At 41.4% G+C, this 17,451-nt stretch carries 15 protein-coding genes; 2 read left to right on the forward strand and 13 right to left on the reverse strand.

Features of this window, described 5'->3' with window-relative positions; genetic code table 11:
• Positions 1-45 precede the first annotated feature (45 nt).
• The 7 genes from HYU69_00880 to HYU69_00910 form a co-directional block, all read right to left on the reverse strand.
• Positions 46-1,449, reverse strand: coding sequence for an FAD-binding protein (locus HYU69_00880; protein ID MBI2268891.1), 1,404 nt, complete (start codon positions 1,447-1,449; stop codon positions 46-48).
• Positions 1,450-1,740: 291 nt separating this feature from the next.
• Positions 1,741-2,772 (reverse strand): quinone-dependent dihydroorotate dehydrogenase, encoded by a 1,032-nt coding sequence (locus HYU69_00885; GenBank protein ID MBI2268892.1) that lies wholly within the window; start codon positions 2,770-2,772, stop codon positions 1,741-1,743.
• An 81-nt stretch (positions 2,773-2,853) separates the two neighbouring features.
• Positions 2,854-3,438: a hypothetical protein gene (locus HYU69_00890; GenBank protein MBI2268893.1), complete on the reverse strand. Its 585-nt coding sequence runs from the start codon at positions 3,436-3,438 to the stop codon at positions 2,854-2,856.
• Positions 3,439-3,456: 18 nt separating this feature from the next.
• Complete coding sequence (locus tag HYU69_00895) at positions 3,457-5,112, reverse strand: PD40 domain-containing protein (GenBank protein ID MBI2268894.1); 1,656 nt, start codon at positions 5,110-5,112, stop codon at positions 3,457-3,459.
• A gap of 91 nt (positions 5,113-5,203) precedes the next feature.
• Complete coding sequence (locus HYU69_00900) at positions 5,204-6,472, reverse strand: T9SS type A sorting domain-containing protein (protein MBI2268895.1); 1,269 nt, start codon at positions 6,470-6,472, stop codon at positions 5,204-5,206.
• Between the two features lie 113 nt (positions 6,473-6,585).
• Positions 6,586-7,482 carry a universal stress protein gene (locus HYU69_00905; protein ID MBI2268896.1) on the reverse strand — a complete coding sequence of 299 codons (897 nt, stop codon included), beginning with the start codon at positions 7,480-7,482 and terminating at the stop codon, positions 6,586-6,588.
• An 84-nt stretch (positions 7,483-7,566) separates the two neighbouring features.
• Entirely contained in the window at positions 7,567-8,445 is an 879-nt protein-coding gene (locus HYU69_00910) for a universal stress protein (GenBank protein ID MBI2268897.1), read from the reverse strand.
• Positions 8,446-8,612: 167 nt separating this feature from the next.
• On the opposite strand from HYU69_00910, the gene HYU69_00915 reads away from it, so the two are divergent.
• Positions 8,613-9,488, forward strand: coding sequence for a hypothetical protein (locus HYU69_00915; protein ID MBI2268898.1), 876 nt, complete (start codon positions 8,613-8,615; stop codon positions 9,486-9,488).
• Between the two features lie 44 nt (positions 9,489-9,532).
• Here the strand turns inward: HYU69_00915 and HYU69_00920 are convergent, their stop codons facing one another.
• Entirely contained in the window at positions 9,533-10,279 is a 747-nt protein-coding gene (locus HYU69_00920) for a hypothetical protein (protein MBI2268899.1), read from the reverse strand.
• Positions 10,280-10,360: 81 nt separating this feature from the next.
• Positions 10,361-11,266, reverse strand: coding sequence for an LEA type 2 family protein (locus HYU69_00925; protein ID MBI2268900.1), 906 nt, complete (start codon positions 11,264-11,266; stop codon positions 10,361-10,363).
• A 195-nt stretch (positions 11,267-11,461) separates the two neighbouring features.
• Here HYU69_00925 and HYU69_00930 point away from each other — a divergent pair, with 195 nt between their 5' ends.
• A complete protein-coding gene (locus HYU69_00930) occupies positions 11,462-11,809 on the forward strand; it encodes a hypothetical protein (protein ID MBI2268901.1) in 348 nt (115 codons plus the stop codon).
• A gap of 55 nt (positions 11,810-11,864) precedes the next feature.
• On the opposite strand, the gene HYU69_00935 is transcribed toward HYU69_00930, so the two are convergent.
• The 4 genes from HYU69_00935 to rimO all read right to left on the reverse strand — a co-directional run bounded on the left by HYU69_00935 (position 11,865) and on the right by rimO (position 17,377).
• Positions 11,865-13,103, reverse strand: a complete 1,239-nt coding sequence (locus HYU69_00935; GenBank protein MBI2268902.1) for a T9SS type A sorting domain-containing protein — start codon at positions 13,101-13,103, stop codon at positions 11,865-11,867.
• A gap of 308 nt (positions 13,104-13,411) precedes the next feature.
• Positions 13,412-15,316 (reverse strand): ABC-F family ATP-binding cassette domain-containing protein, encoded by a 1,905-nt coding sequence (locus HYU69_00940; GenBank protein ID MBI2268903.1) that lies wholly within the window; start codon positions 15,314-15,316, stop codon positions 13,412-13,414.
• Positions 15,317-15,475: 159 nt separating this feature from the next.
• Positions 15,476-15,925, reverse strand: a complete 450-nt coding sequence (locus tag HYU69_00945) for a MarR family transcriptional regulator (protein MBI2268904.1) — start codon at positions 15,923-15,925, stop codon at positions 15,476-15,478.
• Between the two features lie 132 nt (positions 15,926-16,057).
• The gene (gene rimO, locus HYU69_00950; GenBank protein ID MBI2268905.1) at positions 16,058-17,377 is read right to left on the reverse strand and encodes a 30S ribosomal protein S12 methylthiotransferase RimO; all 1,320 of its coding nucleotides are present in this window, start codon (positions 17,375-17,377) and stop codon (positions 16,058-16,060) included.
• Between the last annotated feature and the right edge of the window lie 74 nt (positions 17,378-17,451).

The following is a 17,451-nucleotide window of genomic DNA, read 5'->3' on the forward strand; positions in this document are numbered from 1 at the left end:
ATGGGAGAGGGGGTGCGGGTGCAGGTGTGAATGCGGGGGTGTGTCCTAAACAAAGATCTTCCCGGGATTCAATATATTATTCGGATCGAACAATTGCTTAATTCCCTTCTGCAGCTCAATAGATTTTGGGGTAAAGGCAATATCCATATAAGATTTTTGTACCCAGCCAATTCCGTGTTCACCCGAAATAGTTCCGCCTAGCTTCACACACAATTCAAACAGTTCACGTATTCCCTTTGGCAGCTCATTGTTCCATTTAGCATCACTCATATCGCCTTTAATGATGTTCACATGTAAATTACCATCGCCTGCGTGCCCGTAACAAACCGACTTAAAACCGTATTTCGATCCTATCGCTTTTACACCTCTTAAAAGTTCGGGCAACTCAGCTCTTGGAACAACTGTATCTTCTTCTTTATATACCGAGTTTGATTTTACGGCCTCCCCCACTTTCCTGCGCAGCTTCCATAAATTTTGCTTCTGTTCCTCAGTATCCGCGAACAGGATATCATCACATTCATGCCGGGTCATTATCTCACTTATTTTTTCAGCATCCCGCATCATTACATCCAACTCGTTGCCATCCAACTCAATGAGCAGATGAGCCTGCACTTCAGGTTTAATTGAAACAGAAACTCCGTCCACATATTTTAATGCCCAGTCGATCGCATCCCGTTCCATGAATTCCATACCGCTCGGCACAATTCCTGCCCGGAACACTGCCGATACAGACTCGCAGGCTTTCTCAGCTGAGAAGAAGGGCACCAGCATTACAATAGTTTTCGTTGGATAAGGAATAAGCTTAAATACTATTTTAGTTATTACACCCAATGTACCTTCACTTCCAACCATTAACTGGGTAAGATTATATCCTGTAGAATTTTTCAAAACGTTCGCACCTGTCCATATAATTTCACCGGTTGGCAGTACCACTTCCAGGTTAAGCACATATTCCTTTGTAACACCGTATTTCACAGCCTTCGGGCCGCCTGATGACATGGCCAGGTTGCCACCCAAAAAGCAACTGCCTTTGCTGGCCGGATCCGGAGGATAGAACAAACCTTTTTCTTTTACTGCGTTCTGAAAAACTTCATTGATCACACCCGGCTCAACTGTTGCCTGCAAATTGCGCTCGTCTATTTGTAAAATTTTATTGAAACGCTCCATTGAAAGTACAACACCTCCAAATACGGGTAAAGCAGCACCACTCAACCCCGTTCCGGCCCCGCGCGGAGTCACAGGAATTTTTTCAGCATTACACAGCTTCAATATTTCCGATATTTCCTTCGCTGTACGTGGCTTCAAAACAACTTCCGGTAAATATTTCAGGTCCTCGGTTTCATCGTGAGAATAATTCCCTAGTGCATCTTTGCTCGTCAACACATTAGCTTCGCCAACAATCCTCTGTAATTGCGAAACCATTAAAGGAGTTATTTTATTATAGTCCATTTAGATTGTCATTTATACAGATCAAAAGATCGATAATTCAATTAGCCACCAAAGCACAAAAACACCAAATACCACCAAACTACACTTTTATAGCGGTTCTTTAGTCAATTTAAGGATTATTCATCCGCCAAATTGGCTTAGAACAGTATATGCCCGAGTCTCAAAATCCTTAAAATCAAGTTACCTCGGTATAATTATTTAGACCTTATTCACATGCCCTTTCGTGGAATTTGGTGTTTTTGTGCTTTGGTGGCATTTCCCAATTTATTAAATTGACTTGCAACTATTGATTTACATTTTTAATAAAGCCTGGTTGATCCGCTTCACGATTCCCGGTCCTTCATACACAAAACCGGTATACACCTGCACAAGGCTCGCTCCTGCCTTTATCATTTCCACAGCATCTTCTGCAGAATGAATCCCTCCTACCCCGATTATAGGGAATGATTTATTTGAACGCTGAGATAAATAACGTATTACTTCAACACTCCGCTTCAATAAGGGCTTTCCGCTCATACCTCCTGCTCCGATCTTTTCGAGTTCCTGTTTCGGTGTTCTCAGGTTACTCCGGTCAATTGTTGTGTTCGTCGCTATCAATCCGTCAATTTTTGTTTCGGCAACTATAGAAACAATATCATCCAGTTGTTCGTTAGTAAGGTCGGGCGCGATCTTTAACAAGATCGGTTTAGGTGTTTTCTTTTTTGCATTAAGAGCTTTTAATGACAACAATAGTTTTGTAAGCGGTTCTTTATCCTGCAAAGCGCGCAGGTTAGGAGTATTGGGAGAACTTACATTCACCACAAAAAAATCCACGTACTCAAACAAAGTTTCAAAACACTTTTCATAGTCACTTCCGGCATCTTCATTAGGAGTCAACTTATTTTTGCCAATATTACCGCCAATAATGACATTCGCCTCTCTGTCCTTCAATCGTGTGGCGGCAGCGGCGGCGCCCTCGTTATTAAATCCCATCCTGTTGATCAACGCTTCGTCTTCTGTCAAACGAAACATACGGGGCTTATCATTTCCCGGTTGAGCTTTGGGTGTAACAGTACCTATTTCAATAAAACCAAAACCAAAACATGATAATTCATCGAACAGCTTTGCGTCCTTATCAAAACCAGCCGCGAGGCCGACAGGATTACTGAACGTCAGCCCGAATAAATTGCGCTTCAGCTTTTCATCATTCACAACGTGAAAAGCCCTTATAATTTGCTTCACGCCCGGGATCACAAAAGTTATTTTTAAAATCTTAAAAACAAGATGATGAATTGTTTCGGGAGCGAATAAAAAAAAGATGGGTTTTATTAAATACTTATACATGGGCGAATTGTTGTTGGTTGCTGGTTGTAAGTTGTCGGGTATCATAACCGGCAACCAACAACCGAGAACTATTAACCACCTTCATTCCTTCGGTGAAATATTGAGTGTAACAACAGCATGCTTGGTATCCGTTTCAATGAGATAGCTGACCACAATATATACATCGTAAAGACGCTTATCGGAACCGGGTTTAACTTTATCTGTCCAGAATTCGAAACGTTTCATATCGGGCATATCCTTACTTACACTTGGAGTAAACTCGCAACAGGCCCTGGGGACACACGCCTTCACCTTTTCGATCAACTCATTATATTTTTCAACTCCCGTTTGTGTATCCCAATCATTGTAATAAGTGGCTGTAAAATAATTCTTCTCCGTTACTGTTACCTTTATCTTACTATCGATGAATCCCGGCACCTGATATTTCGACATCCATGAATATTCCGAATACAAACCGATCTTCACTTGCTTTTCAGCTTCTTTGATGGATTCAAACTTATCGAACGAAAATTTCATCACTTTGTTGATTGCTGTGCAGAGGTCATCGGGCTGGGCAGGAGCGACAGCTTGCTGTGTCTTACCTGTGTTTACCAGCTTCTGGGCAATAACCGGAAAAGCCAGCACACATAATGCGGCAGTTGTAAATAGTATTTTAATTTTTTTCATATTTTTGATCTTATGTGTTTATTTCAGCTTGTTCTTATTTAATTGATCGGGCTCCGTCCCCGATTCTTCAGGTTGTCCCGTTTCCTTTGGCAAAAGAATAATGTTCTTATCTATTTCCTGGCGGACACCGATCTTATCGGCCACAACAAATTTTTCCGAATATTTTTCAAAAGCGTCCGCGTCGAGCTCAATGGTATAATTTCCGGGAGGAAGTATCATGACATATTTACCTGAAACCGGATTGGGAACATACTGTCCGAATTTTTTATTTGTAACATTATTGATCGCTACAATTGAAACCTGGTTGTTGTTGTAATTAAGCTTTCGTGAGGTATCCGCAGATAGTACCTGGCCTTTTATCAATGAATAATTCGGTTCCACATCATTAAAATCCACACGATAAATGTCAAAGTCCCCGATCCCCCCATCACGCAAAGCCGAGATATATCCGTATTTTCCGCTTGATGAAAGCCGGAGGTTCATATCATCATCTGTGGTATTTATGGGATACCCGAAGTTTTTGATATTGGTCCATTGATTCGTTGTTTCGCTCCATGTCGCTTTAAAAATATCGTAACCTCCCATGCTGGTATGTCCTGTTGAACTGAAGTATAGGGTTTTTCCGTCAGGAGATATGTTAGGAAAATCTTCATCCGCCTCCGTATTTATTTCGGGACCCAAATTCCGGGCCAGGGCCCAGGTTCCATTGGGTAGTTTATGCGTTACATAAACATCGCTGCCGCCGAAACCTCCTGAACGTGTACTGGTAAAATACAGTGTGTTCCCGTCAGGTGAAATGGATGCCGATATTTCCTGGGCGCTTGAGTTGATATTCTTATCCAGCAATGTGGCTTTTTTGAAATTCATTTTTTTATCCGCGTACGCGATGAACAGGTCGGCAAAGCTCACCAGGTTATCATAAACCAGTATCATAATGTCGCCCGACAAAGACAAACCAACCACTTCTTCATCACCATCACCGGTATTTATCGGCGGACCGATGCTTCTCGCTTTTCCAAACTCACCGTTCAGCACTTTTGAAATAAATACAGAGGCGGTAAACACTCCGTCCTCGGATTGCATGGCTCCTTCCTTTCTGCGTGTTGTGAATACGAGGTAAGATTCATCTTCGGGCACAAAAGGCTGATAATCCGCATAGGAAGAATTGACATTCTTTCCCAGGTTATTGAATGTTACTTTAAGCGGGAATTTGACAAGCTCTTTCGCGTTATAACAATACTGTATGTATCGGTCAACCTGCTTTTTGTTGTCAGAACTTCCTTTCGCGAGTTCCTTGTATTTTGTGAACATCTGAACGGCTTCATCAAAACGATAGGCATAATGATAGGCCTTGGCAAGGTAAAACCAGCTGTCATAATCAGGCTTCTCGGTTTTTGTCTCCGCTTCAAGGTATGGGATAGCTTTTGCCTTGTTTATATTGGTGTTAAGGAAACAAAGACCTGCGCGGTAAGAATACATTAAATTCTTCGGGTCTTTCTTTAACAGGAACAGGTAATCCTTCAGCGCGGCTGTAAAATTATTCGCATTAAATTTTTCATCAGCAAGCCCGGGGTCGGCATTGGCAGGAAGTTTAAAATCACTTTGAGCAATTACTGTGAACGAAGCCATTAAAAAAGAAATGACTAAAATATTTCGCCTTAATACACCTGCCATAGTATATGATATATTCAAAACTATACAGACTAAAGATACGTGTATTAGAACTCATCTCAAAAATGAAAGCTCAGTGAAAATTGAACAAGTTTTACCGCTCCACAATCACCTTTTGGCTGGAATACCCTTTGCTAGTCAATATTTTTACAAAATATACTCCTGCCGGCTTATCGCTCAGATCAACATCAATTGGCTGAGCCTGGTACTGTCCGGGACTGAAGTAAAAAACGGATTCACCGATCACATTATATACAGCCAGTTCTTTTACAGGATCCATAGAGGATAATGTGATGACACCATTCGCGGGATTAGGATAAACTGAAAAAACAGATCGGCTTTGATATCCGTCATCGGGAACGGAAGACGGACCCGAACAAATAGTTGTATTAAGTATAGCAGAACGCGTGGTGTTAAGAGTATTGATCATTCGTGTCGCCTGATCCTTTGTGAACATCACAAGGCACTGATCATCGCCATAGTCCATATAATTCATGAACATTATACCGGGAGCTGTTGGCGAACAGGCATCCGTGTATGGATAGGTAAGTGTACATCCGTAATGCGCCGAAGCCTGGTTGGGAGTATCATTGATAAAATCATCTTCTGTGCATCCGCCACCGTCATCACCCCAAATATGATACAGGTCAAGCCAGTGAGCTATTTCATGTGTGGCTGTGCGACCCTTATTTGAAGGAGCTTTTGCAGCACCGGAAGTACCAAAGGCCGTGTAATTAATAACAACACCATCCGTGGAAGGACTTGTTCCGAAATCGGAAGGGAATTGGGCGAAACCATAAAGTGAGGTACCCAGGTTGCAGACCCACAGATTAAGGTATTTTGTGGGATCCCAGGCATCCTGTCCTTTTGTGCTCGTTTTCTTCACCTGGTTGTCGTAATTGAATTGAGTAACGATAGTTGATGTTCTCGTAATTCCATTTGTATCATTTCCGGCGGGATCCTTTTTTGCAAGACAGAATTCAATGCCCACATCTCCCGCCACTGTTCTCCATGGCATGGGAATAAGCGTTGTGTCGGCATTCAGTTTCCTGTAATCGTTGTTCAAAACCGCGATCTGCGATTGTATCTGTGCATCCGAAATGTTTTGCAGGGAAGTATTATAAACTATATGCACCACCACCGGTATAGTTATCACAGTTGTGGATAATTTCTGAAATGAAGGAATCTTAGGGTTTTCACGGATCTCAATCCGCGCTTGTTTACGGATGGCGGCAAGCTGAGGATACTGGCTCAGCATATACTGATCATAAAGCATAGTTCCGCATCTATCGCCCTGGGCCTGCACAACAACACCCGGCAACAACAACACCAAACCTATAACTATAGGTAAACGCATCTTCATATGGTGAAAACATTACGTTTAAATATAATGAAATTTACCCTCTTTATCAAGCTTGAAACATCTTGGGGCAAGCTCATTACGTCGTAAATCAATTATTTATCCTGATTCCGCAATTAATTATACGGATAGGTCCAGGAAATATTTCCGGGGTTCTCGACAGGTTTAAAACTTAAAACCGGCACCCATGAATGATTCACAACCTGTTGCGCGTACGGTCCGAGAAAAGATCCCGTGAAATTCTCTTCCTGGTCGGTCATTATTACAATTAATTCCGCATTGTGTTTCTTGGCGTAATCAATTGTGTTTTTTGCCTGGTTTCCTCCTACCTGTATATCAACGACAGATGGTATCTCACATTTTTCAACAAAATCCTTTACCTGCTGAATCTTGATTTTGAATTTATCCAGGTCCTGCGAATCATCCTCATCCAACAATCCTAATATGTGTATCCTCGAACCGTAATGTTTCGCGAGCTCAACAGTATACCCCACCTTTTGACGGGAATGACCCGAGTTATCGATCGGCAATAATATTTCTGAAAAACCGATACGACGGGAATGACTTTGTACGGTAAGTATAGGACATTGAGCAAGTGTAACGACTTTATATGAGTTACTTCCCATGAATACCTCTTGCAAACCCGATGCCCCCTGGGTTCCCATCACAATAATATCCGCCTTTTCGGTATTCACCAATTCGACGATCTCTCCGCATATATTTCCCTGGGAACTGATGGCAGTGGCAGTCACCCCATAGTCCTTCCTGATCTTTGAAGCCACTTCTTTCAGTTTTGCTTCAGCCAGGCTGAGAATATTTTCGGGCAGCTCAAATTTTATTTCGGGTGCCACAATACTGAACTTTTGCCAGCTGTGTTCAACCACATGCACCAATATAACATCGGCTTTATACAGCTTGGCCATGAATGCTCCATGCTCAATGGCCAGCATCGAGGTCTCGGAAAAATCGATCGGGATAAGTACTTTTCTAATGTCAAGTGCCTTTGTTTTCATAGATCAGGTGTATTAATTATTATAAAAAAATCCCGGCTAAGTTAGAAATTTTTAGCCGGGATCTTAATATGCATTTGAATGCTATTAATATGGTGTTACAGATACAATATTCCGTTTCATCGACGGAATGATGCTGATAACAGGTATATCAGATGTATTGATGATCTCCTGTGCGGAAGAGCCAACGAAACGATACGTGAAATCCTGCTCCTGCTGGGTCATTATCATGATCAGGTCACCTTCCACTTTATGGGCATAATTGATAATGCTCTGCGCAAGTGTTTCTTCCTTCTTAACTCCTTTGATGATCTCGGCGGAACATACTAGTCCTTCTTTTTCAATGAACTGCTTCACCTGCTGCAACTGGCGTGTCAGACGGTTCACCACAAATTCATCGGTGGTAAATAACACCGACACTATGCGGATAGCGGAACCATCTCCTAACTTCCCCAACTCTATAGCGAAGCTCACCTTTTCTCTTGTTTCTTTTGTGAGGTCAAGCGGCAATACAATGTTCTTGCAGCCATCGCGGTGATGTTGTCCTCTTATGGTAATTACAGGAACATTCGCTTCACGCACAACACGCAACGCATTTGATCCTATGAATTTTCTTTTAATATTAGTAGCGCCGTTCGTTCCCATAATGATAAACAAAGCGCTGATCATATCAGCCACTTCAGCCACTTTATCGTAAACCGAGCCGCGTGCCACCATAGTGGTAACATTTAAACCCTGCTTCTTTTCAACATCTGCAGCTAATTTCGAAAGATTCTCCTCGACCTGCTTCTTAAGGCTGTCATCCTGTTCTTTGGAGAAAAGTTTGGAAACCAAACCGTGGTCCTCAATAACATATAACAATGTTATTTCAGCTTTATACTTTCTTGCCAGGTTGTAGGATTGTCCGAGTGCAATGAGGGATTGATCAGAGAAATCAACCGGAACTAAAATTTTTTTCTTCGTCATAAAATGTTTGATTTATTATGGTGCAAAGTTAACAATTTCTGACAAATAATACTAACATATTGATTTTCAATTATTTAAATTAAAAATGAATACTTTCAACAGGTACGCGGTTAAAACTTTGTTTGGTTTCCATTAAAACAGGCCGTTCACGGCGGTACTTTTGAAGAATGAAGCCGAACGAACTGAACGCCCTGATAAGCCTGTTGGATGACCCCGATGAAGGAGTTTTTTCTCATATAAAGACCAAGATCGTATCACTTGGACACGACGTGATACCTGTACTTGAAAACGCGTGGGAACATTCATTCAACCCTCTGCTTCAAACACGCATCGAAAATATAATTCACGCCATACAGTTTCAGAAGATAGCTGAGGACGCGAAAAAATGGGCGGAGGAAAATTCACATAACCTGCTGGAAGGCGCTTTGCTTGTGGCCCAATACCAATATCCGGATATTGACATCGCTAAAATGTATAAACAGCTTGAACAGGTAAAACACGATGTATGGCTGGAGCTGAATGATAACCTCACCGCCCTTGAAAAGACAAAGGTGCTCAATCATATTTTATTCGATGTTCATTTATTCAGTCCCAACACTACAAATTATTACGCGCCGCAAAACAGTTACATCAATAATGTGCTGGAAAGTAAAAAAGGAAATCCTTTGTCGCTGTCCATTATTTACGCCATTGTAGCGCAAAGCCTGGGACTCCCCGTTTATGGCGTAAACCTGCCCGAACATTTTGTACTGGCTTATAAAGATGAAGCTGATCTTCCTTCGATCATCGCGCAGGACGAAAGTAAAACACCCATTTTATTTTACATCAACCCTTTCAGCCGTGGCGCCGTTTTTAGCCGCAGAGAAATTGACGCGTTCATCAAACAATTAAAACTGGAACCTAAAAAAGAATATTACAGCTCCTGCTCCAACCTTGATATCATCAAGCGGCTCATCAATAACCTTATCAACTCCTATGAAAAACTGGGATACCCGGATAAAAGCGCTGAGCTGCGTTCGCTGTTGAATAGTATTTCATTGTGATCATATTACAAGACCAATTGAACAAATTACTCTTATGAGCCACGTCACCGTTGTAATGTGGTATCACCACTTTTTACCCCGGCTTTTCTTTCGCCGATCACCATCCATAATTCACCAAGCATTTTCAGAAAGATCAATGCCGCCAGGTAAACAAAATGCTGATCGGAAAACTTTTCACTTAATTCGACTGCTGCAATTATTGCAAACAGAAGTAAAATTGTTCTTTTCAAGGGTATAGCGAAAGGATGAAAATAGTTGTACTCCTTCCCTATCAGGAAATTGCTGATGAATAAAAAGAAATGCTCAACAATGATAACAATAAGGGCGACCGAAAAATGCTGCGTGGTTCCCGACATAATGTAAGTGATGGGGTCCTGCGGAATGAATCCTTTATCCAATATAAGCAGTGACAAAAACAATACAGAATACAACAGCAAACCTATCGCCAGCAGGCAGATCAGTACCGCGACAAAAAAATTATTAACGATCAAAAAAATATCCGTTAAAAAGATGCTGAGTGAAGAATATTTTAATTGTCCGGATGAAAGATTCCTGATATAAGCATCCCTTTTACCAATGATCTGCAGGAAGATAATTTTGAACAACGCAAAAAACAAAATAACTGCTGTTTCAAAAACAAAGATGATGATGATATCATTCGCGTTCCAATCGAAATATAGATAACCAATGAGCGGAACCAGATTAGCCAAAAACAAAATAAGGGGTGATAAATAACCCGACACCAGGAAGATCCCTAAACGAACTGCGATTTTCGATACGATATCGGGCATTTTATGTCAGTTAATTTGACACTAATTTATAATTATTTGCTGATTGTGGTCTGAGAGATTGCCCTTGTATTGTCTTATAAATCACTTTTGAACTGATTTCAAAAGTGATTTTACCGACCCGGAACTGTTAAGAATTACTTTACTGTTTGACAATATATTTTTTTCTGATTCTATTACGAATGCGATCCAAAGTTTGTAATTAACCTTACTTCCGTTTTTCAACAGGTCAAACAGTGTTTTGCCCACTTCTCTAAAAGATATTCTTATCGGTATACTGATCTCAGTTACACTATTCGCTTTAATCACCGTAAGCCCCGGAATTCGCCCCTCTAACCACTTATGATCTTCTATAGCGAACTTGTAAGAAACTTCGCTGAAACGAATCGGAAAAACATTCTTATTTTTTACCGATACAATAAGTTGAATGGCCGCCCTCGAGAAGTTAAGCGAATCGATACGTATGTGTTCGGCAGATGCTTCCAGAAAATAATACAACGGAAGTACCTTTTTAAAATTAAATCCGAATTTCTTTTTAAAGATCAAATCGGTATAGAATGAAACCTGTAATTGATATTCAACGGAATCAATTCCCTTTTTGTCGTTCGCTTTTATGATCGCCTTAAGCTCGTCGGTTGAAATAGTGACCGGCAACTCGATCCGGCTGCTATCACCATGTTTAAATGTAACAGATCGTTTATATGTATTCTTCACCACTTTTTCGCCATCAATAAAAACACTGTATTGCAAACTATCAACAGTAAATGAACCGGGCAAATGATTTACAATACGCATATTAACGATCAATTCTGTTCTCTCCGGGGTATGAGAAGCTATTTCAACCTGTGCTATCTCGACATAAGGAAGTAAAAAAGTCTTGTCCGGGTTCTTATCCAATTTATAATTTACAAAACGCCACGTAAAAAGCCCGGCAATGATTCCAAGCAGGATAAATAAAATAATAAGGAATATTTTTAAAAGCTTTTTCACAAAAGTATTTACACGTCACAAAGATCAATATTAAACAATCTGCATTTAATGTCCATCGTCATGTCCGGCAATAGCAAATGTACCTATTTACACAATGTGTGAATAATGCACATAAAATATATCATTGTGTAACAACTTCCTTATACAATACTTACACATTTGCATCATATAATTTAATCCACTAAATTTTTTATTATGAAAATAAATCCTGTCAATTTGCTGTTCGTTTCAATAGTTTTTTTCGGCGCATCATTTTCCGGGCCGGCACATATATATATAAAGATACGCCCTGTTGCCCCGGTAATAGTTATGACACCGCAACCCACTATTGTGCATGTATGGATCGATGACGAATGGGAACCATATGGTACAAGTTATAGATACGTAAGTGGCCATTGGGATACCCCTACTCATGACGGCGCGTATTGGAACCGCGGCCATTGGAAACGCCATCACAACCTGGGTCATGAATGGATCCAGGGTAGCTGGAAGGGAAAAAACAATTACAATAGAAAAAATAAGTCGAAGGGGAAAAGGAAATAATTGAGTTGAGTTGACAACATATCACCGACAAGCGATAAGTTTTGACCAGAAGGAGCTATTCCTTTATAAACCTAAACCGCTGAGGATTGATGGTTTCCAAACTGAGTATATATATTCCGGCATTTAATTCATGAATGTTTATGTCTGAAGTTTCGTTTGTTATTTTTCCGGTTAATACTACTCTGCCTAACTGATCATAAATAGTATAAACGGAAGCCGGCAAACCATTTTTTACTTTAATTACAATATACTCTTTAGAAGGATTGGGATAAAAAGAGACCTGATCATTGGTATTTGATTCATCAATACTTAAAGGTGTTGCCGACCTTCTCCAAACTCCGTCATCGGTCCCGGCAAAAAAGTAGTTTCCGCTAAAAACAAGTGATCGTATGTTTGCACATATCCAATTGCCTGAAGTATCCTGTAACCCTTCGTTGTATGCCGACCACGTTACTCCATTGTCAGTCGACTTATAAATGCCCGCTCCTTCCGTACCCGCGTAAACTGTATTTCCATCATTTATTATTTCGTAAACCGGTTTATCTCCAAAAATACTTGTATTTGATTGTACCCAGTTGGCACCATTGTCTGTTGAACGATATAATACAGGTGTCCCCGAAATATTACCTGCAAAAATTGTTGACCCGCTAATACTTAGCGATTGGACATAATCAGAATACTCAGACATAGTTGAAGATGTTAAACTCCACGCAGCAGCTGAAGTTGGAGAAGTCCAAACGCCATCACCGTAGGTACCGGCATAAATAGTAGTCCCCTTTATTTTCAATGAACGTATTTGCTTATTTGTTAAACCTGTATTGAAAGATGTCCAGCTCGTGGTACTGATGCCGCTTAAAGATGATCTATAAACACCATCGGGTGAACTCACCGCATAAATATCTGTACCGGTGATTGCCATAGTTCTGATTTCAAAAGACATTTTCAGATCAACAGGTGTAATATCCGTCCAGTTCATTCCATTGTCTGATGATTTATATAATATACTTCCACCCAAACTACTCATGCCACACGCAAATATATCATTGCCGCTGACAGCCAATGTACGAACTATCATATTTGAAAAAGCTCCGTTTCTTTGCTGCCATGTAACTCCGTTATCAGCCGAAAAATAAACTCCTCCATTGGTAGCGCCTGCAAAAATATTAGTACCGATCACCTCAATATCCCATACGCTTCCACCCGGAGGAGTGGATGTTTGTGTCCATTGCGTTTGAGCAATTGCTCCGCTTATGGCCTGCACTAGTATAATGGCAAGTAATATTGTTTTTTTCATGAGCTGGTCTTTTCTATAAGTATATTATCATAAATATACAAAACCCAAACAAATTCGCATAAGGCACTAAAGTATTGTATTTATAACAGTTTGCAAGCTATTGTTAGAAATTGTAGGGGATTGAGGTGGGCAGGCGACTCCTGCATTGGAATGGGATTGTGGGCCGCGGTCTAACGCGCATTGAGAGTAAAAGTACGCGCGTTGGATAACCCTTGGATAACCCTGTCAGGGTTTAGAACCCTGACAGGGTTATGAGTTTATGCTTGGGTGTAAGCTTTGCGTTCCGGAGGATTTAGAATAGCAGGCACTTAACTCAACTCCGATAGTTCAAGCCATCTTAAAGACTTCTCTTCAATTTCAGAGATCACTTTACCCAGGCGTTCACCGCTTTTCAGCAGTTCATCATGGGGTTGGGAGGAAATATTGAAAATTTCAGTTAGTTTATTTTTTTCCTCTTCCAGTTCTTTCAGTTCTTTGGCCAATTGTTCAAACTCAAATTTTTCTTTAAAGCTTGCCTTGCGTGGCCCATTGGCGGGAGGAAAATCCTGTTTGCTTTCTACTACAACTTTTTCTTCGGCTTTAGCAGGAGTGTTGCCCGCTTTTAATTCGCGCTGCTGTTCTTCTCTCCAAACAGTGTATTCGGAGTAAGTGCCCGGGAAATCTTTTATATAACCTTCGCCTTCAAACACAAACAAGTGGTCGATGAGCTTGTCCATAAAGTAACGGTCGTGAGTAACAATAAGCATGCAGCCCCCAAAGCTTTGTAAAAAATCTTCGAGCACAGATAGGGTTAAAATATCAAGATCGTTGGTGGGCTCATCCAGAATTAAAAAGTTAGGATTTTTAATCAACACAGTTAATAAATACAACCTGCGTTTTTCGCCCCCGCTTAATTTGCTTACAAAACTATACTGCATATCACCGCTGAACTGGAAACGCAGCAACAGCTGAGAAACTGAGAGTTTGGAGCCATCCGCAAGGGGAATAAACTCCGCAATGTCCTTCACCACTTCTATTACACGTTTATCCTCGCGCATCTTCATACCTTTTTGCGAGTAATAGCCAAACACTATTGTTTCTCCCGTTTGTATCTTGCCGGTATCGGCCTGTTCTAAACCCTGTATAATGTTCAGGAAGGTGCTCTTCCCCACTCCATTCGGGCCCATAATGCCGATCTTTTCGCCTTTCTTAAATACGTATGAAAAATTTTCCAGTATTTTTTTATCGCCAAACGATTTACCAAGTTTAATAAGCTCCAGTATTTTCCCGCCCATACGCGTCATCTTCACCGTGAGCTGCAAGGCATCCTCGTTCTTTTTGCCGGTAGCTTTTTTCTTCACATCATCAAACGCATCCACCCTCGATTTGGCTTTGGTGCCGCGCGCACGGGGCATTTTACGCACCCATTCCAGTTCGCGCTTGTATAAATTTTTGGCTTTGTCCAGTTCACTGTTCTCCATTATTTCGCGCTCGGCCTTCTTCTCCACAAAATAGCTGAAGTTGCCGGCATACTGGTATATTTTTCCGCCATCAATCTCCACAATTTCTGTGGCCACACGATCAAGGAAGTAGCGGTCGTGCGTCACGATCAATAAAGTGAGATCTTTGTTCATCAAATAACCTTCCAGCCATTCGATCATCTCAAGGTCAAGGTGGTTGGTGGGTTCATCCATGATCACGAGGTCGGGCTCGGCGATCAGTATTTTTGAAAGTGCCACGCGTTTGCGCTGTCCGCCCGAAAGCGATGCAACTTTTTGCTCCAGGTCCGTGATCTTTAAGCGTGAAAGTATTTGCTTTATTTTCTGTTCATAATCCCAGGCATTATGCATATCCATTTGCGACATGGCATCCTGCAAACGTTCATCATTCGCGGGACTATGCTGTGTTTCTACCAATGTGATGGCATGCTCATATTCCTGTATCACCCTGGTGATCGGGTTATCCGAAGCAAGCACGGCTTCCAGTACAGTTAAGTTATCGTCCAGCTTAGGCTCCTGTTCGAGGTAGGCTTTGGAAATTTCTTTACGTAAAGTAATTTGTCCGCCATCAGGAGTATCCTGTCCGGCGATGATCTTCAGCAATGTGGTTTTACCCGCGCCATTCTTGGCCACCAGCGCCATCTTCTGCCCGCGGCTGATGCCAAAGCTTATTTTATCGAACAGTACTTTATTGCCGTACGACTTGGAAAGGTTCTCAACTGATAAATAGTTCATAAAGAATCAACGAATAACGAATTTACGAATGTCAAACATTTAATATACACAACACAAAATCTAAAATTCACCTATCTAAGTAAAGTTTGAAGAAAAAATAAAAAGATCTACGTTACCGGTATTGATTCTTAAGTTCGTTTTTTATTCGTTATTCGTTGACTAACTACGCATTTCATCCAGTATCCTGTTCAACTCCAGTGCTTCGGCTTCAGTGATTTTTTTCCCAATGTCAACAAGGTCGTCCAGCTTATTATCGATCGAAGCTAAAAGATCAAGTCCTTTTTGTGTAATCACAACATCAACGGCACGCCTGTCTTCCAGACTTGGCCTGCGTTCCACCAATTCCTTCATACGAAGTTTTTCAACCAACCGTGAAGCATTCGACATCTTGTCCAGCATACGATCGATCAACAGGTTTACAGTAGCCGGTTTAGGATGCTGTCCGCGCAAAATACGAAGTAAATTAAACTGCTCAGGTGAAATACCGTATTTCTTCAGGAAACGGGTGTGAATACTGTTTAACCAATTGCTGGTATAAATAATATTTACAACAGCCTTGTGGTGCTCATTCCTGAACCTTCTTTGCTTTATATCTTCAACTAAACCCATCTGTCGGCAAATATATACAATTACAGTTAATGTTTGGGTTGTTAACCGGGAAAGGGTGATCGGTATTCAGTGATCGGTAATCGGTGAGAGGGTGAACAAACCAATAACTGATCACCGATCACTGAATACCGGTTACTTATCACCGTCTACGACCTCCCCGTACAGATCATACGGTTCAGCGGAGGTAATTTTTACGCTGGCAAAATCACCAATACGTATATAATTATCGGCTTTCACAAGCACCTCGTTATCCACTTCAGGCGAATCGAACTCCGTGCGGCCCACAAAATAATTGCCTTCTTTGCGGTCGAACAACACTTTAAATGTTTTTCCGATCTTTTGCTGATTCAACTCATCGGAAATGGTTTGCTGCAAAGCCATCACCGCTTCCGCCCTGACCTGCTTCACTTCAGCGGGTATATTGTCCGTCAATGAATAGGCGTGCGTATTTTCTTCATGCGAATACGGAAATATCCCCAAACGATCGAAACGTGAATCCTTTATCCACTCCAGCATTTCTTCATGATCCCGCTCCGTCTCGCCCGGATAACCGCTGATCAATGTGGTACGTATGGCAATACCCTGCACTTTATCGCGTATACTTTTTACGAGGTCTATTGTTTTTTGTTTTGTTGTTCCCCTGCGCATGCTCTTCAGCATATTGTCGCTGATGTGCTGTAAAGGCATATCCAGGTAATTGCAGATATTATTTTTATCGCGCATCACATCCAGTATATCCATCGGAAAACCAGCAGGGAACGCGTAATGCAAACGTATCCAGTCAATACCTTCCACATCGGAAAGTTTATTCAGCAACTCCGACAGATTACGTTTCTTATACAGGTCAAGGCCATAGTAAGTCAGATCCTGTGCGATGAGTATCAATTCCTTCGTACCATTCTTTGCCAGTGTTTTCGCCTGCTGCACCAACTGCTCCATTGGGGTTGATAGATGCTTACCCCGCATCAGCGGTATAGCACAAAACGAACAAGGCCTGTCGCAACCCTCGGCAATTTTAAAATACGCGAAATGATTGGGCGTGGTAAGCAACCGCTCCCCGATCAACTCATGCTTATAATCGGCTTTAAGGGTTTTCAGCAGTCGCGGCAGGTCACGCGTACCGAAGTACGCGTCCACTTCAGGAATTTCTTTTTCGAGTTCAGGCTTATAGCGCTCGCTTAAACATCCCGTCACATATAATTTATTGATCAGGCCTTCTTTCTTCGCCTCCGCGTAACGGATAATGGTATCAATGCTCTCCTGCTTGGCATTTTTAATAAAGCCACAGGTGTTAATGATTATTATTCCGGAATCATCCTTCTCACTCTCATGCTCTACATCAAAGTGGTTCGCCTTCAATTGCCCCATCAGCACCTCTGAGTCGTAGATGTTTTTGGAACAGCCAAGGGTTATAACATTTACTTTATTCTTCTTTAATGTCTTTGTTTTCAAAATTTCACCTATCGATTAGAATTTATAAAAATCAAACAACTAATTCTAAATGCCCCTGCATAGCTCCGAAGAAC

Source organism: Bacteroidota bacterium (assembly GCA_016183775.1).
GTDB lineage: Bacteria > Bacteroidota > Bacteroidia > JABDFU01 > JABDFU01 > JABDFU01.